We start from the raw sequence: 18,605 nt of genomic DNA on the forward strand, positions 1-18,605 counted from the left end.
CAGGTAGCTTTGCCGGTTACGCGGGAGCGTTCCAGCTCCTAGAATCAGGTTTTTTCAGCGCGCAGCATTGATAGCTATCAATCGTCGACGCGCACAACCTGGACGGGCATCGCCCGCGCCCCAATCATTCATCGTTCACTGACCCTAGGTTCTCCATGGCTCAATACGTATTCACCATGCATCGGCTGGGTAAAGTTGTTCCGCCGAAGCGGGAAATCCTGAAAAACATTTCGCTGTCGTTCTTCCCGGGCGCCAAGATTGGCGTACTCGGCCTTAACGGTTCGGGTAAGTCCACGCTGCTGAAAATCATGGCCGGCGTCGACACCGAGTTCGAGGGCGAAGCCCGTCCGATGCCAGAGCTGAACATCGGCTACCTGCCGCAAGAACCGATCCTGGACCCGACCAAGACCGTACGTGAAGTGGTCGAGGAAGCGGTCAGCGTGATCAAGAACGCCCAGGCTCGCCTGGACGAGGTCTACGCGGCTTACGCCGATGAAGATGCCGACTTCGACAAACTGGCTGCCGAACAAGCCAAGCTCGAAGCCATTCTGCAGGCCAGCGACGGTCACAACCTGGATCGCCAACTGGAAGTCGCCGCCGATGCGCTGCGTCTGCCGGCCTGGGATGCCAAGGTCGAATTCCTGTCCGGTGGTGAGAAGCGTCGTGTGGCCCTGTGCCGCCTGCTGCTGTCTGCTCCCGACATGCTGCTGCTCGACGAACCAACCAACCACCTGGACGCCGATTCCGTCGCCTGGCTGGAGCACTTCCTGCACGATTTCCCGGGCACCGTGGTTGCGATCACGCACGACCGTTACTTCCTGGACAACGTTGCCGGCTGGATCCTCGAGCTCGACCGCGGCGCTGGTATCCCGTACGAGGGCAACTATTCGGGTTGGCTTGAAGCCAAGTCCGATCGTCTGGCTGCCGAATCCAAGCAGCAGTCGGCCCACGAAAAAGCCATGAAGGAAGAACTGGAGTGGGTGCGCAAAGGCGCCAAGGCCCGCCAGTCCAAATCCAAGGCTCGTCTGCAACGCTTCGAAGAAATGCAATCGCAGGAATTCCAGAAGCGCAGCGAAACCAACGAGATCTACATCCCGGCCGGTCCACGCCTGGGCGACAAGGTTATCGAATTCAAGAACGTTTCCAAGGGTTATGGCGATCGCGTGCTGATCGACAACCTGTCGTTCTCCATGCCTAAAGGCGCCATCGTTGGCGTGATCGGCGGTAACGGTGCCGGTAAATCGACCCTGTTCCGCATGCTGATGGGCAAGGAAACACCGGATTCGGGCAGCATCGAAGTCGGCGAAACCGTGCAACTGGCGTGCGTCGATCAGAGCCGCGAAGACCTGGACGGCAGCAAGACTGTGTTCCAGCAAATCTCCGACGGTTCCGATCAGATCCGCATCGGCAACTACGAGATCCCGTCGCGCACCTACGTCGGTCGCTTCAACTTCAAGGGCGGCGATCAGCAGAAGTTCGTCAAGGACCTGTCCGGTGGTGAGCGCGGTCGCTTGCACCTGGCCCTGACCCTGAAAGAGGGCGGCAACGTCCTGCTGCTCGACGAACCGTCCAACGACCTCGACGTTGAAACCCTGCGTTCCCTGGAAGAAGCCCTGCTGGACTTCCCGGGCGCTGCCATTGTGATCTCTCACGATCGGTGGTTCCTTGACCGCGTCGCGACTCACATCCTGGCGTACGAAGACGACTCGCAAGCGGTGTTCTTCGAAGGCAACTACACCGAGTACGAAGCCGATCGCCGCAAACGCCTGGGTGAAGCGGCGACTCAGCCGCACCGTGTACGGCACAAGAAACTGGCCTGATTTCAGGTTGGTTGCATGAAAAAACGGAGCCTTCGGGGCTCCGTTTTTTTTGGTCTTTCAGATAGACCGTAGCGCGGCCATCGCGAGCAGGCTCGCTCCCACATGGGATCTATCTTCAACCAATGGAGATCTACTGTGGGAGCGAGCCTGCTCGCGATGCGATTCCCAAATCAGTGCAAGCCTGGATCTGATAATCCCTAATCGGGTGCAATAAAGAGCTTTTCAGGTGCGTATTTACATCAGGCGCACCATTTAATTTCATAATTGCGACATTTTGTTCTGTCATGGTGCGCAATCAGTTTGCTAAAGTCCGGCCCAATCTCTTCCAACGACAATAAATTTGCCGAGACTTTTCCATGATCGAATCCGTTGAATCCTTCCTTGCCCGCCTGAAAAAACGCGACCCGGACCAGCCTGAATTCCACCAGGCCGTGGAAGAAGTCCTGCGCAGTCTGTGGCCATTTCTGGAAGCCAATCCGCACTATTTGACGTCGGGCATTCTGGAGCGGATTTGCGAGCCGGAGCGGGCGATCGTTTTCAGGGTTTCCTGGGTCGACGATCAAGGCAAAGTGCAGGTCAATCGCGGATTCCGCATCCAGATGAACAGCGCTATTGGTCCGTACAAGGGTGGGCTGCGTTTCCATCCATCGGTGAACCTTGGCGTGCTGAAGTTCCTTGCCTTCGAGCAGACCTTCAAAAACTCGCTGACGTCGCTGCCGATGGGCGGTGGCAAGGGTGGTTCGGACTTCGACCCGAAAGGCAAAAGCGACGCTGAAGTCATGCGGTTTTGCCAGGCCTTCATGAGCGAGTTGTACCGTCACATCGGTGCAGACGTTGACGTTCCGGCCGGTGATATCGGCGTCGGTGCGCGCGAGATCGGTTTCCTGTTCGGCCAATACAAGCGCCTGAGCAACCAGTTCACCAGCGTGTTGACCGGCAAGGGGCCGAGCTATGGCGGCAGCCTGATTCGCCCGGAAGCCACCGGTTTCGGCTGTGTGTACTTCGCTGAAGAAATGCTCAAGCGCAGCGGTGAAACCGTCGAAGGCAAGCGCGTGGCCATCTCCGGTTCCGGCAACGTCGCGCAATATGCGGCGCGCAAAGTCATGGACCTGGGCGGCAAAGTGATTTCGTTGTCCGATTCCGAAGGCACGCTGTACTGCGAAAGCGGTTTGACCGAAGAGCAGTGGCTGGCGGTGCTGGAGCTGAAAAACGTCCAGCGTGGGCGCATAAGTGAACTGGCCGGCCGTTTTGGCCTGGAGTTCAAGGCCGGCCAGCACCCATGGGCGCTGAGTTGCGACATCGCGCTGCCCTGCGCGACACAAAACGAGCTGGATGCCGAGGCGGCCCGCACGTTATTGCGCAACGGCTGCCTCTGCGTAGCGGAAGGCGCGAACATGCCGACCACCCTTGAAGCCGTAGACGTGTTTATCGAGGCGGGGATTCTGTTCGCGCCAGGCAAGGCTTCCAATGCCGGTGGTGTCGCGGTGAGCGGGCTGGAGATGTCGCAGAACGCCATGCGCCTGCTATGGACCGGTGGTGAAGTGGACAGCAAACTCCACGCGATCATGCAGTCGATCCACCACGCTTGCGTGCATTACGGCGAAGAGAATGGCCGGATCAACTACGTCAAAGGCGCGAACATCGCCGGCTTCGTCAAAGTTGCCGACGCGATGCTCGCCCAAGGCGTGGTTTAAGCCGGCTCGATACGGATGATCTCGATCAACTGATCGCCAGCCGGACGTTGCCACAGCACCTCGTCGCCGAGTTGCGCCCCGAGCAGCGCCCGGCCCAGCGGTGAACCCCAGTTGATCAGACCCGCCGACGCATCGGCCTGATCTTCACCGACCAGTTGCACGGTTTGCTCAGTGTTGTATTCGTCGGCGAAGGTCACACGGCTGCCGATCTGCACTTTTTGCCTTGAGTTGGCGGCGGTCACGACCTGGGCGCTTTGCAGGCGCTGGTTGAAATACCGCAAATCCCGTTCAAGGTCCGCCAGGCGCTGCTTGTCGGCGTGCTCGCCTTTGGCTGATTGCTCGCTGTGCAGGTGTTGCAATTCGGCGACTTTCACCTGCAACTGGGCCAGCCCCGTGGGCGTGACGTAATTGGGCTGCGCACTGACCTGCCGTTCGACGGGCTGATCGGCTTGCGCGGCGGCGTTATCTTCATTGACGAAGGCACGACTCATGGTTTTCTCCCGTTATAGGATTTGGGCCATGGTCGCAGGCTTTTAGTTTCGACAGATATCTGTCAGCGACTTATTGCGAGCGAAAAGCACGAGCGGCGTCCTGGTCCTTCTGCTGCTGCCAGGCTTTTTCGCGCTCGTCCCAATGGTGGCTGCGATAATCCTCACGGTCCTCGCTTTCGCGCATCGCCTGACACTGACGGAAGCCATCGCTCCAGCCCTCGGCGTACTGCTTGTCCTTGAGGTAACGCGGAACGTTTTTACGAAACTCTCCGGTGATTGCCCCGGCCGCTTGCCGGCCACTGCTGCAACCGTCATCGAAGCCATCGGCGAATGCCGGTGGATAACCCTTGGCGATCAGATCCTCGTGGGTCGTCTGGCAACCCGCGATCAACATCAGCAAACCCACCACACCCACGCAACGCCACATCTCAGACTCCCAGACCGTCAACGGCCTATAGGAGAAGTCTAGGAGTGGATTCGTGAGCGGGATGTGAAAGAGAGATCTGTAGGAGCACAGCTTGCTGGCGATGGCATCACCTCGGTCTATCTGAACAATCGCGTCGATATCATCGCCAGCAAGCTGTGCTCCTACAGGTAATGTGGGGCGGTTAGTAGTGATACCACTTCATCTCAAGCATCACTTCGTTCTCGGGCGAAGCCAGGTGGCTGAATTCGCGCTGGGCACTCAGGCGCAAACCCAGGTTGCGCGACAATTCCCACTGCTGATTCAGACTCACGCTACGGCGCACTTCGCCATTGGTGAAGAAGTCGCCCTTGGCTTCCAGGCTGAAGTTGCCCAACGGGTTTTTCCACAGCAAACCGCTGTTGAAGCCCGCCGCCGGCGCGATGAAACCGGCAAAGTCGTTGTTGTGTTCAATGCGCACGGTGCCCAATGCAAAGCCGAGCATGTCGTCGCCCAGTTGCCAGGTCCCGCCGGCACCACCATTGACGTGGCTGACCAGGGTTTCGTCGTCATGCTTGCCCGGCACGCGCTCCAGGCCGCCAGTAACTTGCCAGGAGAGTGGCTGCAGTAATTCATTGCGCGGGGTCAGGGAACGGATGGTCGCCAGGTCCAATTGCTGCAACTGCCAGTGATTGCCCTCGTACTGGCGCAGCTTCATTTGCAGGATTTCGATCTGCGCGCCGAGAGGAAAGCTCTCGGCGTTGTCGTTGAGGTCGTGATAAGCCATGCGCAAGCCATACTCGCCAAACGCCTTGTCGCCTCGAGTGCCAATACCGGCCTGCCAGGTGCGCGATTCATGGCCATCCTCAGGCAGGCCGGGTTGCGGGATGTCCAGTTCCGGTGCCGGGTTCTGGTTGATCGCCCGCAGCAATTCGAAACTGCGCTGCGCCCGTTGCGGATCACGCTCCTGGCCGTTGGCGCGGTAGCGCTCCAGGCGATAGGCGGCGTCGATAATCAACGCCTGACGATCCTTGGGTTGAGACTTGAATGTCGGGTCTTGCAGTTGCTTCTGGTCGGCGCTGACTTTCAGCACCCAGTCCTGTTCTTCAGTGGTCAACGGCTCGGCGCGACTCAGCAGTTCACGTTCGCGAGACGGTCGATACTGAATGGATTCCACCAGTCCGGCTTCTTTCACCGCTTTGACGGTGTCCGTAGGAATCGCGGTCAGCGGGAATTGTTCGGTCAATCGCAGGCTTGGACGGGCCACTTGTAGCAGTTCCAGCAGGCGATAAGAGCAGTTTTCGTCGAAGAAAAAATAGTCGAACTGGATCTGCTTGAGCTCCCAGACGTGCTCGACCATGCGCTCGGTTTCTGCCTGGGTCAGATTGAGGCGGTACTCCCACAGATCGCGATTCTCGAGGCTGCGGTACTCCGAGAGTTTTTCTTGATAAGGCACCAGGGCAAACAGACCGGGATAGCCGCCCATCAAGCCTTTCCAGGCGTACAGGATGCTGTTGTCCGAGCCTTCGATGTATGCGCCGAAGTTGATCGCATAACTGAGCAGGGCGGTTTGATCGCTTTGTACATTGGCCTGGTCGATGCGCAGCAATGTGTGGCCGAACATCGATGACGGACTGTTCAGATACGCTGCCGGGAAAATCATCACCGCACTGTGGGGCGAAACATCCTTGAACCATTGCTTGAATTCGGTGCAGGGAAGCGTCGGCAGATCGGTCAGGTTGAGCTGTGCCTTGAGCCAGCGGGTGCGGGCCGGGTAGACGCATTGCGCATGTTTTTCGCCAGCACTGGCCGGGGCGTACAGTGCTTGCACGGTCGCCGCCAGCTCGCGGTCAGGGTGTTCATTGCCGTCGGCGGCGAGGAAGAATTTCTTGTCGCTGACATAGCTGCGCCAGCCGCCGAGTTTGGCGGTTTCGTAGTGACCCAGGGAAATCCAGAAGGGATCATTGGCCAGTTGCTGCAAACGTTGATTGTCGATTTTGGGCGTGGCAGACAGCGGGGCGCAGACACAGAGCGCCAGCCAGGCAAGGCGTTTGAGCATAATGGGCAACTTAATTCGAAAGAAACAAAGACCCAAAGGGGGCAGGCCAAAAGGGCCAGGTCCAAAAAATAAAACCCGCTCCCCGAAAGGAGCGGGCGGGTCGAGCTTAAGCTTGAGTAGCGTACTTGGCCAGACGAGGATCGCTCTTCAGAACGGCCAGGGTGTTGGTATGCACGTCGTCAGCAGTCACATCAGCCTTGCTGAAGATCTGCTGGAAGTGCTCATGAGTGACGGCGGCGAAATGCGCACGGTCTTCCGGTGCCACGCCCAGGACTACAGCGTAAGTGGTCAGCGCTTCGCCCTGACCTTTAGCCATGTCTTCGGACAGCTCGTTCATCATGCCATTCATGGCAATCCAGGATTTGCCGCCATAGGTCAGCGATGCATTGGTCGAGCAACCGTTGGTACCCGAAGTCATACCGAACGTTGCGTTGCCGGAAGTGCCGTTGGTGGTGGATGCCAGGAAGTGCGCCGGGGTGCCACGCTGACCTTCGAACAGCATGTTGCCCCAACCGCAATCCGGGCCGCCTGGGGCCTGTGCCATTGCGTTGATGGATACAGCGGTGAAGAGAGTACCGAGAAGAATCCGTTTCATAGCTATGTTCTCTTTGTGTGCATACCAATGGACAAGGTGCTGGCCCCTAAAGGTGCCAGTGGGCCGGTTATTCGTTCCAGCCGCGCAGCAGGAGTTTAAGCATTTTCTGGGCGTTCCGTAATCTTTTGCGAAACATTCCTTGAAAACACTGATTTTGACCCTCTCGGCCCGGGGCTGATGCTTCGTCTAAACTTTGGCTAGAGGCGCGCCTTGCAAGTGAGGTATGGGCAGCGCCAGAATGCCGCTATCTGCCCCGCCTGATGTAAGGAAGCCCGATGCCTGATCCTGTTGCTGCCAGCTTGCGTCTAGCGCCTGAAGCGCTGACCCGTCCGTTTTCCGCTGAACAGTTCAGCTTCTCTACCACCAATGATTTGGAGCCCTTCCGCGGTGTGCTTGGCCAGGAACGTGCGGTCGAAGCCTTGCAGTTCGGTGTGGCGATGCCACGCCCCGGTTACAACGTATTCGTCATGGGCGAGCCCGGCACCGGCCGGTTTTCGTTCGTCAAACGCTACCTGAAAGCCGAAGGTAAACGCCTGCAGACCCCGGCGGACTGGGTCTACGTCAACAATTTCGATGATCCCCGCGAGCCTCGCGCACTGGAGTTGCCGTCGGGCACCGCCGGCGCCTTTATCGATGACATCAACGGCTTGATCGACAACCTGCTGGCTACTTTTCCGGCCGTGTTCGAACACCCGTCCTACCAGCAAAAGAAAAGCGCCATCGACCGCGCCTTCAACCAGCGTTACGACAAGGCGCTGGACGTGATCGAGCGCCTGGCGCTGGAGAAGGACGTTGCGCTGTACCGCGACAGCACCAATATCGCCTTTACGCCGATGAGCGAAGGCAAGGCTGTGGACGAAGCCGAATTTGCCCAGTTGCCGGAAGCTGATCGCGAGCGTTTTCACGACGACATTGCATGGCTGGAAGAGCGTCTGAACGAAGAACTCGCCAGCCTGCCGCAGTGGAAGCGTGAGTCGAGCAATCTACTGCGCCAGCTAAACGAAGAAACCATCACCCTGGCCTTGCAGCCATTGCTGTCTCCGTTGTCGGAGAAGTATGCGGAAAACGCGGCGGTCTGCGGTTACCTGCAAGCGATGCAGGTGTACCTGCTCAAGACCGTGGTCGAGCAACTGGTGGACGACAGCAAGACGGACGCCATCGCCCGCAAGCTGCTGGAAGAGCAATACGCGCCGAGCCTGGTGGTCGGTCATCCGTTCAGCGGTGGTGCGCCAGTGGTCTTTGAGCCGCACCCGACTTACGAAAACCTGTTCGGCCGCATCGAGTACACCACCGATCAGGGCGCGCTCTACACCACGTATCGACAATTGCGTCCGGGTGCGCTGCACCGCGCCAACGGCGGCTTCCTGATTCTTGAAGCGGAAAAAATGCTCAGCGAGCCGTTCGTGTGGGATGCGCTCAAACGCGCGCTGCAATCGCGCAAACTGAAAATGGAATCGCCGCTGGGCGAGATGGGTCGTTTCGCCACCGTGACCCTGACGCCGCAACACATTCCGCTGCAGGTCAAAGTGGTCATCATCGGCGCCCGACAGCTCTACTACACGCTGCAGGACCTCGATCCGGACTTCCAGGAGATGTTCCGCGTCCTGGTGGACTTCGACGAAGACATCCCGATGGTCGACGAAAGCCTGGAGCAGTTCGCCCAGTTGCTCAAGACCCGCACCTCCGAAGAAGGCATGGCGCCGCTGACCGCTGATGCGGTGGCGCGTCTGGCGACTTACAGTGCTCGCCTGGCTGAGCACCAGGGGCGTTTGTCGGCGCGGATCGGTGATTTGTTCCAACTGGTCAGCGAGGCGGATTTCATTCGCCAACTGGCCAGTGACGAAATGACCGACGCCGGGCACATCGAACGTGCGCTCAAGGCCAAGGCCACGCGTACCGGGCGCGTCTCGGCGCGGATTCTCGATGACATGCTGGCCGGGATCATCCTGATCGACACCGCAGGTGCGGCGGTCGGCAAGTGCAACGGGCTGACAGTGCTGGAGGTCGGCGACTCGGCGTTCGGTATACCGGCGCGGATCTCCGCCACGGTCTATCCGGGCGGTAGCGGCATCGTCGACATCGAGCGCGAGGTTAACCTCGGTCAGCCGATTCACTCCAAAGGCGTGATGATCCTCACGGGGTATCTGGGCAGTCGTTACGCTCAGGAATTCCCGCTGGCGATTTCCGCGAGTATCGCCCTGGAGCAATCCTACGGTTACGTCGATGGTGATAGTGCATCGTTGGGCGAGGCTTGCACGCTGATTTCGGCGCTGTCGAAAACCCCGCTCAAGCAGTGTTTTGCGATTACCGGTTCGATCAACCAGTTCGGTGAAGTGCAGGCGGTGGGCGGGGTCAACGAGAAGATCGAAGGCTTCTTCCGGCTCTGCGAAGCGCGCGGGCTGACCGGTGAGCAGGGCGCAATCATTCCCCACGCCAACGTTGCCACGCTGATGCTCGACGAGAAAGTGCTGACGGCGGTGCGTGCGGGGCAGTTCCACGTCTACGCCGTGCGCCAGGCTGATGAAGCCCTGAGCCTGTTGGTCGGCGAGCCGGCCGGTGCGCCGGACGCCGATGGCCAGTTCCCTGAAGGCAGCGTTAACGCGCGGGTGGTGGAGCGTTTGCGGGTCATCGCAGAAATGATCAGCGAAGAAGACCTCAAGGAAGCCGAGAAAGAAGCCGCACAGGAAGCACTGGTCGAGGCCAAACCGGCCTGACACAAACCTGAGGTCACCTCAACCCCTGTAGGAGCCGAGCTTGCTCGCGATAGCGGACTGTCAGTCAGTGCCTCATCGCGAGCAAGCTCGGCTCCTACAGGTTTTGGTGTGTTGTCGGAATCGACATTCAGTTCAAAAGTGCCATCAGTCTGGCGTCAATATTCACACAATGACCATTCGGCGCCTTCTGGTCTCACTTGACGTGCTAGTCAGACTTTTCCTCTATTCTCAGGTCAAGGATATCGACAGTAATCACTGGATCGAGACAGCCCTCCCGTGGGGGCTGAATACCGGATCTACCGAGGGTCGCCGCCATGTCGCGCAACCTCTGCCTCACCCGTCAATGCCTGGGCCTTGTGACCCGTATCGAGTGTGCCATCCGCCCATTGGCGGGGGATACGGGCATGTGGACCTTGCTTTTCGCCGCTGGAATGGCTGGCGAACAACCTTCCGCCATTAAAGCCCAGGGCCCGTTTCATGGCCCCTTTGTGGCTGAGTCGATTCTCGACACCATCGTTGAAAGCCTCACCCTGCACGGCTATGAACTGGCCGATGATCCGCAAATCTGGTGCCTGCACTTGCAAGCTCAGCTGAGGGAAATCAATGGTGGCCGCTGCCGCAACACTGGAGGTTTCGAGTTTCGGCCCGAGCACTGAACAGGCTATTGAGCAAGGCTGGACGTGTCCGCCTTGTCGAGTTTGACCTCGAAGCCATATTGCACGGTGGAGAGATCGGTTCGTTGATAGGTTTCCAGACGGGTTGGCTGCCCGTAGAAGTAATGCACCCCCAATAATGCCGGGCCTTCTGCGCTCGCATCGTGGCTGACCGAAAGAATCTCCTTCAGATAATTGCCGCTGTCGTCCTTGGCGAAGAAACGCCAGTCCTGGGCGGGAAACAGCTTCAGATCAACCACCAGCGCATTGCCTTTGAGCGTCAGCCCTTTGGGCAGCTGATGGGCGTCGATGGTTTTCTTTTCGATGGTGGCGAGAAACAGCGGCATGGAGCCCACCGCATAAGCCGGCGTTTCCGGAAACAGGTTCAAGTCGTAGGTGATGATGCCGCGCAGGGGATCGACCTGGTAAGCCTCAGGCGGCAATTCGATCGGCTCATCGCGCTTGCCGTTACTGTCCTCGGTAAAGAAACTGACCGGGCTTTCGCCGGGGGTGAAGGAGGTGCCGAGCAGCTCGTCATTGAAGCTTCTGGGGTGATCGAAGTCGATACGCACAGCGCTGGGGTCTTCGACCGACTGACTGATGCGGACGCTTTTTTTCAGTTGTTCCTCGCCAAGTGTGGCGCCCTTGAGCCAGATCGGGGCCTGGTCGTCGTATACCACCACCGGCAGCGTCAGTGGCTGGATGGTCTTTTGCGTGGTGTGTGGGTCGAAGCGAAGTACCGGCAGGTTCAGGTCCTTGCGGGTCACCGTGGCGGTTGAAAAGTCCAGGACGCTGACCTCAAGCGTTTCGATCGGCCCGTTGAAGTACACCTTGGAATAATGGTGGCTCTGTTGCTTCTCGAAGGCGCGCTGTTCTTCCTCGATCTGTTTCTCGAAGCTCTCGCTCCAGGCTTTCTGCTGTTGCATTTTCGCCAGTTGCTTTTGATAGAAGGCTATTTGTGCGGAGGTTTCGTTGATCGAGCCTGAGCGCGAGAGAAATTGTCCGGTGCTGTCCTTGGCCTGGACGATCAGCGGGTTCAGCGGTGTTTCGCTGACCTCGGGGGCCAGTGGCGCGCTGTTGTTGAATTCGATTTCGGCGTAGTTGTTGGCAAGGTTCAGCAGGGTGACGCTGAGGTTGTCGTTGGTGCGAGTCTGGCCAACGTCCTTTTTCGTCAGGTCGAAGCTGTAGAGCCGACGCGGCGCGATGACTTCCACCTTGCCTTGCAGGCTCACCGGTTGTGGCTGGTTCTTGTTTTCGACATCCAGGCCATCGATGAAGGGGTAGGTCACCGTCAGGTCGTCGGGGTTGGTCAGGTTTGAGCTCGATGGGCTCAGTTGAATTCCAGGATCGGTTTCTGACCATTCCGGCTGAAACGGGATGACGCGTTTGTTGCTCAAAGTCACCGATTGCCATTCAAGACTATGGGGAAAGAGAAACGCGACCGGAATGTTGAAGTTGAAGGGGAACACCGGTTGCAGGTCGGTCAGGTAGTCGGAACTGGAATCTTTGTGCAGCACGAACAGGCCGTTGATGTACGTGTCGACCAAGGCTTGTGGAGTGGGGTAGTGCTTGAGGACGGCGAGGGCGTCTTCGCCATATTCTGTTTCCACCGGTTTGCTGTCGAGCTTGAGCTGGGCACGCTCAAGCAGCAACAGTGAGCCGCCGAGTTCAGCCACGGCATCCTTGAGTTTCGGATCTTGAATCGCATCCAGAGACTTCTCGAACTGCGCCGTCTTTTCCTCGAGGCTGACCTGGCGCTTCTCATCGCTGGGTGAGCAGGCACTCATCAGCAAAGCCAGGCAAATTCCGGCGCTCGTTAAAGGCAATCGCACATCCATTTCCCGTCTTCCTGTCCGATGTCGCTGAGCTGTCAATGCTTTGGACACTAGCAGAAAAACCTTGTCACACACGCGCAGGTTGCGGATTTCCCAACGGTTTCTGGGTGTGACAGGCGGCTGTTATACTCGCGGCCATTTCCAGGCCTTGTGTGAGATTTGATGGAACGCTTTATCGAAAATGCAATGTACGCCAGCCGCTGGCTGCTGGCGCCGATCTACTTCGGTCTGTCCCTTGGGCTGCTGGCCCTGGCGCTGAAATTCTTCCAGGAAGTGTTCCACGTCATCCCTAACGTGTTCTCGATGGCCGAGTCGGATCTGATTCTGGTGCTGCTGTCGCTGATCGACATGGCGCTGGTAGGCGGTTTGCTGGTGATGGTGATGATTTCCGGTTACGAGAACTTCGTTTCCCAACTGGACATCGACGAGGACAAGGAAAAGCTCAACTGGCTGGGCACCATGGATTCCTCTTCATTGAAGATGAAGGTAGCCGCTTCCATCGTGGCCATTTCGTCCATCCACCTGCTGCGGATTTTCATGGACGCCAAGAACGTCGATCCCGAGCATTTGAAGTGGTACGTGATTATCCACATGACCTTCGTGATTTCGGCGTTTGCCATGGGTTATCTGGATAAGCTCACTAAACACTGATTCACACAACCCCTGTAGGAGCAAAGCTTGCTCGCGATGACATCACTGCGGTTTAAAGGCAAACCGCGCTGATCCCATCGCGAGCAAGCTTTGCTCCTACGGTCGGGTGGTAAACAGACGGGCGGTGTCGTTTGTGGCTTGTACTTTGATGCGCCGAGGCCTATGCCTGTAATGATCTTGGCTCGCCACTGCGTGAGGTGTGTTCATGGACCTGAAAGAGTTGAATGCTTATGCCATCGCAGGGAAGATCGATGAGCTCAACCTGATTTCAATGGAAGGTGGGATCTACTTGTTGGAAGCGCGGATGCATGGCGCGGCGTACCCATTGAGCGATGCCCACGGCCAGATGTTTCATTTGCGTTCGGTCGAGCATGCACGTGAAGTGCTTCATGCCTTTCCCAGCTTGCCGTTCAACCTTGTACATGTTTCGGTTCATGACGAGATGTGTGGACTCGGTGCCAATTCCGAGGGGAGCCTGAAGGTACCGATTGCGTGGCACCACTGACGCCCCTCATCAACGCGATGGCATCTGTGCTAGTCTGCTGGCCCTTTTGGTTCCGGGCGCTCCGGGACGCGCTGTGTACGCACGGCTAGTTCCAGGGTCGTCCGCACAGCGGAGCAGTGTCATGTCCGAAGTAAATCTGTCCACCGACGAAACCCGCGTCAGCTACGGTATTGGCCGTCAGCTGGGCGATCAACTGCGCGACAACCCGCCACCGGGCGTTAACCTGGACGCGATCCTGGCAGGTCTGACCGACGCTTTCGCCGGCAAGGAAAGCCGTGTAGGTCAGGAAGAAATGTCCGCGAGCTTCAAGGTCATTCGCGAAATCATGCAAGCTGAAGCAGCTGCCAAAGCTGAAGCCGCTGCTGGCGAAGGCCTGGCATTCCTGGCTGAAAACGCCAAGCGTGATGGCATCACCACCCTGGCTTCCGGCCTGCAATTTGAAGTGCTGACTCAAGGTGAAGGCGCCAAGCCAACCCGTGAAGATCAAGTGCGCACTCACTACCACGGCACCCTGATCGACGGCACTGTGTTCGACAGCTCCTACGATCGTGGTCAGCCTGCAGAATTCCCGGTTGGCGGCGTGATCGCTGGCTGGACCGAAGCCCTGCAACTGATGAACGCCGGCAGCAAATGGCGTCTGTACGTGCCGAGCGAACTGGCTTACGGCGCTCAAGGCGTTGGCAGCATTCCGCCGCACAGCGTACTGGTATTCGACGTCGAACTGCTCGACGTTCTGTAAGACCGTAACCCTGTAGGAGCATGCGGGCGGCGTTCCGACTTGCCCGCGATGGCATCAACTCTGTTTCAAGTCGGAACCGAGTCGTCTGCATCGCGAGCAAGCTCTGCTCCTACAGGGTTTTGTATGTCTCATATTTCGATCTTGTGGTGCAGTTCGCTTGTCGGGCGCAATGCCCGGGCATAGCAGAACAGAAACAGATTGCGTACCAGTTCCTTGAGCACCACCGGCTCGCTGGAACTCAAGCCGTTGACGTCCAGATCACCCTGATCCTGCAGCTCGTTCAAGGCTTCTTCTTCAAGCACTGCACAGACTTCCCCGGTTTCCCGATGCAGGATCCTGAGGTAAGGGTGTGGGCGGTCCAGCCAGGCATCGATCAAATAAGTCATGGGTCTCATCTCCATTGATGGGTTTCAATGAGAATAATTCTTATTCATCAAATAGCAAGGACCTATTGGCGGTTTGTGTTTTTTTAAGGGTAAAGGTTGCGTAAGGTCAAAACGGCTGGCGTTTGGCTATTGCGAGGGATTGTTGGGCGAAGCGGGGGAGGGTGAAGCACCATCCCACGCAGGACGCGGGATGGAATACAGCAGGCTCAGACTTTTCTGACGAACTCGGATTTGAGCTTCATCGGGCCGATGCCGTCGATCTTGCAGTCGATGTCGTGATCACCATCGCACAGGCGGATGTTCTTGACCTTGGTGCCGACCTTGACCACCAGCGACGTGCCTTTGACCTTGAGGTCCTTGATCACGGTGATTGTGTCGCCGTCCTGCAGGACGTTGCCGACCGAATCCTTTTTCACGGTGTCATCGGACACTGCTTCGGCTTCGCCGCTGGCGGACCACTCGTGGGCGCACTCAGGGCAAATCAGCTGGGCGCCGTCTTCGTAGGTGTATTCGGAATTGCATTTTGGGCAGGGTGGCAACGTGCTCACTAAAGCTCCTTGGATTGAGGATCGCTAAAAGTCGCACATTATATAGGGTTTTGTCGGAGGAGGGAGCTGGCTGCAAAAGATCGCAGCCTTCGGCAGCTCCTACAGGCGTACACAAAACCCTGTAGGAGCTGCCGAAGGCTGCGATCTTTGATCTTGCTTTTAGTGCGTGCGGGCGACCGCAAATTCACTCAATTCGACCAGAGCATCGCGGTATTCGCTGGCAGGCAGCGCATCGAGGCACTTGATCGCGCGGGCCACGTAGTCACGGGCCAGTTGCGCGGTGTATTCCAGCGAACCTGAGGCTTCCACGGCTTCGCGGATGCTTTCCAGGTCTTCGATGCCACCTTTCTGGATCGCCTTGCGCACCAGTGCAGCCTGCTCAGGCGTGCCTTCGCGCATGGTGTAGATCAGCGGCAGGGTCGGTTTGCCTTCAGCCAGATCGTCACCGACGTTCTTGCCCAGGGTTTCGGCGTCGCCTTTGTAGTCCAGCAGGTCGTCGACCAATTGGAACGCCACGCCCAGGTGATCGCCGAATGTACGCAGGGCTTCTGACTGTTCCGATGTCGCTTCGCAGAGCGCTGCAGCACTGTGTGTCGAGGCCTCAAAGAGCATCGCGGTCTTGCCGCGGATGACTTCCATGTAGGTTTCTTCGGTGGTGCTGGCGTCACGAACCTTGGACAGCTGCAACACTTCGCCTTCGGCGATGATGCGCGTGGCTTGCGAAAGGATTTTCATCACCGGCATGGAGCCCAGTTCGACCATCATTTCGAAGGATCGCGAATACAGGAAGTCGCCCACCAGCACGCTAGGGGCGTTGCCCCACATGGCGTTGGCGGTCGAGCGGCCACGGCGCATGCCGGACATGTCGACCACGTCGTCGTGCAGCAGGGTTGCGGTGTGCAGGAACTCGATGGTCGCGGCCAGCAGGCGCAGGTCATCGCCTTCGCGACCCAGTGCCTTGCCACACAGCAACACCAATAGAGGACGCAGGCGTTTACCACCAGCCGAGGTAATGTAATCGCCGATTTTCGATACCAGCGGCACTCGGGAAGTCAGCTGCTTCTTGATGATGCCGTCGACGGCGCTAAAATCGTCCGCCACCGCGCGGTAGAAAGCTTGGGGTTGCATCAGCGACAGTTGCTCCAGAAGGGTTGCGCGGCATGCTAGGACCCACGTCGGCGGGTGTCAAGGCACGATGGACGGCCTCTTGCATCACCCCGGCAGCTTGCGTACAATCGCGCACCCTGAACTTCCTGGGCAGCACCTGCCTTACGCAATTGCAAACAGGCCTTCCAGCCCAATGCAGCCATGCCAGCCAATACCTCTTCTTATAAAGAGCTGGGTGAGCAGGATTATCGGAGAAATACCATGTCGTACGCAGTAATTGTTACTGGTGGCAAGCAATACAAGGTCGCCCCAGGTGAATACCTGAAGATCGAAAAACTGGAGATCGCTACCGGCGAATCCGTTACTTTTGATCGCGTTCTGTTGGTCGCCAATGGCGATGACGTGAACATCGGCGCTCCAGTTGTTGCTGGCGCTACCGTTGTGGCTGAAGTGATCTCCCAAGGTCGTCACGATAAAGTCCGCATCATCAAGTTCCGTCGTCGTAAGCACCACATGAAGCGTATGGGCCACCGCCAGTGGTACACCGAGATCAAAATCACCGGTATTCAGGCTTAATTTCAGCCTAATTCCTCACTAGGAGAATTGACTCATGGCACACAAAAAAGCTGGTGGTAGTACCCGTAACGGTCGCGACTCAGAAGCCAAACGCCTTGGCGTGAAGATGTATGGCGGCCAGGTTATCATTCCGGGCAACATCATCGTGCGTCAGCGCGGCACCCAATTCCACGCCGGTTACGGTGTTGGCATGGGTAAAGATCACACTCTGTTCGCTAAAATCGACGGCGTGATCAAGTTTGAAGTAAAAGGCGCTTTCAACCGCCGTTACGTGAGCATTGTCCCGAAGACTGAAGTCGTCGCGGCATAATTACGTAGTTGCTGGAAAAGCCCTGTCTCGCGACGGGGCTTTTTCGTTTGTGGGGTGAGTCTCTTGCAAAGCTGTTTGTGATGGGCTCCAGCGCTGGATTTGCGGTCGTTGATTGAGGTCGCTGCGCTCATTTTTGCAAGAGTCTTATGTCTTAGTGTTTTTCGGCTCGTCCGTATGACGAGAGGCGTTTTGTTATGAAGTTTGTTGATGAAGTATCGATTCGAGTAAAGGCCGGCGACGGCGGCAACGGTTGCATGAGCTTCCGTCGCGAAAAATTCATTGAAAACGGTGGCCCGAACGGCGGTGACGGTGGTGATGGCGGCTCGGTCTACATGATCGCCGACGAAAACCTCAACACCCTGGTGGACTACCGTTACACCCGGCACTTTGATGCCGAGCGTGGTTCCAACGGCGGCAGCACTGACTGCACCGGCAAGAAAGGTGAAGAGTTGGTCCTGCGTGTTCCGGTCGGCACGACCGTTATCGACTCCGCCACTCAGGAAGTGATCGGCGACCTGACCAAGGCTGGCCAGCGTCTGCTGGTGGCGCATGGCGGCTGGCACGGTCTGGGTAACACCCGTTTCAAATCCAGTACCAACCGTGCTCCGCGCCAGACCACTCCGGGTAAGCCGGGTGAGGCGCGTGACCTGAAGCTGGAAATGAAGGTGTTGGCGGACGTCGGCCTGCTGGGCTTGCCGAACGCCGGTAAAAGTACCCTGATCCGCGCTGTATCGGCCGCCAAGCCGAAAGTCGCTGACTACCCGTTTACCACTCTGGTGCCGAATCTGGGTGTGGTCAGTGTCGATCGCTGGAAAAGCTTTGTGGTCGCGGATATTCCGGGCCTGATCGAAGGTGCTTCCGACGGCGCTGGCCTGGGGATTCGCTTCCTCAAGCACTTGTCGCGTACCCGTCTGTTGCTGCACCTCGTTGACATGGCGCCGCTGGATGACACCAGCGCTCCGGATGCTGCAGAAGTGATCGTCAGCGAACTGACCAAGTTCAGCCCGTCCCTGGCTGAGCGTGATCGTTGGTTGGTGCTGAACAAGTGCGACCAGATTCTTGAGGAAGAGCACGAAGAGCGCGTCAAGGAAATCGTAGATCGCCTGGAGTGGACCGGTCCTGTCTATGTGATCTCTGCGATCTCTAAGCTGGGTACCGAGCGTCTGTGCCACGACATCATGCGTTATCTGGAAGATCGTGCCGATCGTCTGGCTGCGGACCCTGCGTACAAAGAAGAGTTGGCCGAACTCGATCAGCGCATCGAAGACGAAGCTCGTGCTCAGCTGCAGGCCCTGGATGACCAGCGTGCCCTGCGCCGTAGCGGCGTGAAGTCGGTCCACGACATCGGCGACGATGATTGGGACGAAGAAGATGTGGATGACGAAGACGGTCCGGAAATCATTTACGTGCGTGACTGATTCGTTGCGATAAACTTAAACGCCGCTCACTAGAGCGGCGTTTTAGTATCTGGAAATCGGTAGTCACGAATAACGTTACGGGTAGCGCTGGGTCGCGCTGC

The 18,605-nt window shown here is 57.9% G+C and carries 18 protein-coding genes; 10 read left to right on the forward strand and 8 right to left on the reverse strand.

Going from position 1 to position 18,605, the window contains the following annotated elements:
- Window positions 1–155 precede the first annotated feature (155 nt).
- Both ettA and gdhA read left to right on the forward strand, forming a co-directional pair.
- Window positions 156–1,820, forward strand: a complete 1,665-nt coding sequence (ettA, locus tag PMI27_RS09855; protein WP_008154245.1) for an energy-dependent translational throttle protein EttA — start codon at window positions 156–158, stop codon at window positions 1,818–1,820.
- A gap of 356 nt (window positions 1,821–2,176) precedes the next feature.
- Window positions 2,177–3,514 carry an NADP-specific glutamate dehydrogenase gene (gdhA, locus tag PMI27_RS09850; RefSeq protein WP_008154246.1) on the forward strand — a complete coding sequence of 446 codons (1,338 nt, stop codon included), beginning with the start codon at window positions 2,177–2,179 and terminating at the stop codon, window positions 3,512–3,514.
- On the opposite strand, the gene PMI27_RS09845 is transcribed toward gdhA, so the two are convergent.
- The 4 genes from PMI27_RS09845 to PMI27_RS09830 all read right to left on the reverse strand — a co-directional run bounded on the left by PMI27_RS09845 (window position 3,511) and on the right by PMI27_RS09830 (window position 7,062).
- Entirely contained in the window at window positions 3,511–4,005 is a 495-nt protein-coding gene (locus tag PMI27_RS09845) for a GreA/GreB family elongation factor (RefSeq protein WP_008154248.1), read from the reverse strand. The two genes, gdhA and PMI27_RS09845, sit on opposite strands and share 4 nt — an antisense overlap.
- Window positions 4,006–4,075: 70 nt before the next feature.
- On the reverse strand, window positions 4,076–4,432 hold the full coding sequence (locus tag PMI27_RS09840) for a hypothetical protein (RefSeq protein ID WP_008154250.1): 357 nt from the start codon (window positions 4,430–4,432) through the stop codon (window positions 4,076–4,078).
- A gap of 181 nt (window positions 4,433–4,613) precedes the next feature.
- Window positions 4,614–6,467 carry an Lnb N-terminal periplasmic domain-containing protein gene (locus PMI27_RS09835; protein ID WP_008154252.1) on the reverse strand — a complete coding sequence of 618 codons (1,854 nt, stop codon included), beginning with the start codon at window positions 6,465–6,467 and terminating at the stop codon, window positions 4,614–4,616.
- A 106-nt stretch (window positions 6,468–6,573) separates the two neighbouring features.
- Complete coding sequence (locus PMI27_RS09830; RefSeq protein WP_008154254.1) at window positions 6,574–7,062, reverse strand: DUF3015 domain-containing protein; 489 nt, start codon at window positions 7,060–7,062, stop codon at window positions 6,574–6,576.
- A 275-nt stretch (window positions 7,063–7,337) separates the two neighbouring features.
- On the opposite strand from PMI27_RS09830, the gene PMI27_RS09825 reads away from it, so the two are divergent.
- Window positions 7,338–9,776, forward strand: a complete 2,439-nt coding sequence (locus PMI27_RS09825) for a Lon protease family protein (protein ID WP_008154256.1) — start codon at window positions 7,338–7,340, stop codon at window positions 9,774–9,776.
- Between the two features lie 314 nt (window positions 9,777–10,090).
- On the forward strand, window positions 10,091–10,432 hold the full coding sequence (locus tag PMI27_RS09820) for a PA4575 family protein (protein WP_008154258.1): 342 nt from the start codon (window positions 10,091–10,093) through the stop codon (window positions 10,430–10,432).
- Window positions 10,433–10,437: 5 nt separating this feature from the next.
- Here PMI27_RS09820 and PMI27_RS09815 read toward each other — a convergent pair whose 3' ends face one another.
- Entirely contained in the window at window positions 10,438–12,267 is a 1,830-nt protein-coding gene (locus tag PMI27_RS09815; protein WP_008154260.1) for a hypothetical protein, read from the reverse strand.
- 159 nt (window positions 12,268–12,426) lie between these two features.
- Here PMI27_RS09815 and PMI27_RS09810 point away from each other — a divergent pair, with 159 nt between their 5' ends.
- The 3 genes from PMI27_RS09810 to PMI27_RS09800 all read left to right on the forward strand — a co-directional run bounded on the left by PMI27_RS09810 (window position 12,427) and on the right by PMI27_RS09800 (window position 14,159).
- On the forward strand, window positions 12,427–12,915 hold the full coding sequence (locus PMI27_RS09810; RefSeq protein ID WP_008154262.1) for a TIGR00645 family protein: 489 nt from the start codon (window positions 12,427–12,429) through the stop codon (window positions 12,913–12,915).
- Window positions 12,916–13,120: 205 nt separating this feature from the next.
- Window positions 13,121–13,420, forward strand: a complete 300-nt coding sequence (locus tag PMI27_RS09805; RefSeq protein ID WP_008154265.1) for a DUF6482 family protein — start codon at window positions 13,121–13,123, stop codon at window positions 13,418–13,420.
- 121 nt (window positions 13,421–13,541) lie between these two features.
- Window positions 13,542–14,159: an FKBP-type peptidyl-prolyl cis-trans isomerase gene (locus PMI27_RS09800; RefSeq protein ID WP_008154266.1), complete on the forward strand. Its 618-nt coding sequence runs from the start codon at window positions 13,542–13,544 to the stop codon at window positions 14,157–14,159.
- Between the two features lie 128 nt (window positions 14,160–14,287).
- On the opposite strand, the gene PMI27_RS09795 is transcribed toward PMI27_RS09800, so the two are convergent.
- The 3 genes from PMI27_RS09795 to PMI27_RS09785 form a co-directional block, all read right to left on the reverse strand.
- A complete protein-coding gene (locus PMI27_RS09795) occupies window positions 14,288–14,545 on the reverse strand; it encodes a PA4570 family protein (RefSeq protein WP_008154268.1) in 258 nt (85 codons plus the stop codon).
- Window positions 14,546–14,751: 206 nt separating this feature from the next.
- The gene (locus tag PMI27_RS09790) at window positions 14,752–15,093 is read right to left on the reverse strand and encodes a zinc ribbon domain-containing protein YjdM (RefSeq protein ID WP_008154270.1); all 342 of its coding nucleotides are present in this window, start codon (window positions 15,091–15,093) and stop codon (window positions 14,752–14,754) included.
- A 159-nt stretch (window positions 15,094–15,252) separates the two neighbouring features.
- Window positions 15,253–16,221: a polyprenyl synthetase family protein gene (locus PMI27_RS09785; RefSeq protein ID WP_008154944.1), complete on the reverse strand. Its 969-nt coding sequence runs from the start codon at window positions 16,219–16,221 to the stop codon at window positions 15,253–15,255.
- A 240-nt stretch (window positions 16,222–16,461) separates the two neighbouring features.
- Between PMI27_RS09785 and rplU the strand changes: the two genes are divergently transcribed.
- The 3 genes from rplU (at window position 16,462) to cgtA (ending at window position 18,504) form a co-directional block, all read left to right on the forward strand.
- Window positions 16,462–16,776, forward strand: coding sequence for a 50S ribosomal protein L21 (rplU, locus tag PMI27_RS09780; RefSeq protein WP_003176051.1), 315 nt, complete (start codon window positions 16,462–16,464; stop codon window positions 16,774–16,776).
- Between the two features lie 34 nt (window positions 16,777–16,810).
- Complete coding sequence (gene rpmA, locus PMI27_RS09775; RefSeq protein ID WP_003215862.1) at window positions 16,811–17,086, forward strand: 50S ribosomal protein L27; 276 nt, start codon at window positions 16,811–16,813, stop codon at window positions 17,084–17,086.
- 194 nt (window positions 17,087–17,280) lie between these two features.
- Window positions 17,281–18,504, forward strand: a complete 1,224-nt coding sequence (gene cgtA / locus PMI27_RS09770; protein ID WP_008154942.1) for an Obg family GTPase CgtA — start codon at window positions 17,281–17,283, stop codon at window positions 18,502–18,504.
- Window positions 18,505–18,605: the final 101 nt, after the last annotated feature.

This window comes from Pseudomonas sp. GM41(2012) (genome assembly GCF_000282315.2).
In the GTDB taxonomy this organism is placed as follows: Bacteria; Pseudomonadota; Gammaproteobacteria; order Pseudomonadales; family Pseudomonadaceae; genus Aquipseudomonas.

What these genes read in the sequence shown, in the direction of transcription:
- PMI27_RS09795 (WP_008154268.1), bottom strand. Translation starts at nt 14,545, where the DNA reads ATGACTTATTTGATCGATGCCTGGCTGGACCGCCCACACCCTTACCTC.
- PMI27_RS09800 (WP_008154266.1), top strand. Translation starts at nt 13,542, where the DNA reads ATGTCCGAAGTAAATCTGTCCACCGACGAAACCCGCGTCAGCTACGGT.
- PMI27_RS09805 (WP_008154265.1), top strand. Translation starts at nt 13,121, where the DNA reads ATGGACCTGAAAGAGTTGAATGCTTATGCCATCGCAGGGAAGATCGAT.
- PMI27_RS09785 (WP_008154944.1), bottom strand. Translation starts at nt 16,221, where the DNA reads ATGCAACCCCAAGCTTTCTACCGCGCGGTGGCGGACGATTTTAGCGCC.
- PMI27_RS09810 (WP_008154262.1), top strand. Translation starts at nt 12,427, where the DNA reads ATGGAACGCTTTATCGAAAATGCAATGTACGCCAGCCGCTGGCTGCTG.
- PMI27_RS09840 (WP_008154250.1), bottom strand. Translation starts at nt 4,432, where the DNA reads ATGTGGCGTTGCGTGGGTGTGGTGGGTTTGCTGATGTTGATCGCGGGT.
- PMI27_RS09835 (WP_008154252.1), bottom strand. Translation starts at nt 6,467, where the DNA reads ATGCTCAAACGCCTTGCCTGGCTGGCGCTCTGTGTCTGCGCCCCGCTG.
- cgtA (WP_008154942.1), top strand. Translation starts at nt 17,281, where the DNA reads ATGAAGTTTGTTGATGAAGTATCGATTCGAGTAAAGGCCGGCGACGGC.
- ettA (WP_008154245.1), top strand. Translation starts at nt 156, where the DNA reads ATGGCTCAATACGTATTCACCATGCATCGGCTGGGTAAAGTTGTTCCG.
- PMI27_RS09845 (WP_008154248.1), bottom strand. Translation starts at nt 4,005, where the DNA reads ATGAGTCGTGCCTTCGTCAATGAAGATAACGCCGCCGCGCAAGCCGAT.
- rpmA (WP_003215862.1), top strand. Translation starts at nt 16,811, where the DNA reads ATGGCACACAAAAAAGCTGGTGGTAGTACCCGTAACGGTCGCGACTCA.
- PMI27_RS09820 (WP_008154258.1), top strand. Translation starts at nt 10,091, where the DNA reads ATGTCGCGCAACCTCTGCCTCACCCGTCAATGCCTGGGCCTTGTGACC.
- PMI27_RS09815 (WP_008154260.1), bottom strand. Translation starts at nt 12,267, where the DNA reads ATGGATGTGCGATTGCCTTTAACGAGCGCCGGAATTTGCCTGGCTTTG.
- PMI27_RS09830 (WP_008154254.1), bottom strand. Translation starts at nt 7,062, where the DNA reads ATGAAACGGATTCTTCTCGGTACTCTCTTCACCGCTGTATCCATCAAC.
- PMI27_RS09825 (WP_008154256.1), top strand. Translation starts at nt 7,338, where the DNA reads ATGCCTGATCCTGTTGCTGCCAGCTTGCGTCTAGCGCCTGAAGCGCTG.
- rplU (WP_003176051.1), top strand. Translation starts at nt 16,462, where the DNA reads ATGTCGTACGCAGTAATTGTTACTGGTGGCAAGCAATACAAGGTCGCC.
- gdhA (WP_008154246.1), top strand. Translation starts at nt 2,177, where the DNA reads ATGATCGAATCCGTTGAATCCTTCCTTGCCCGCCTGAAAAAACGCGAC.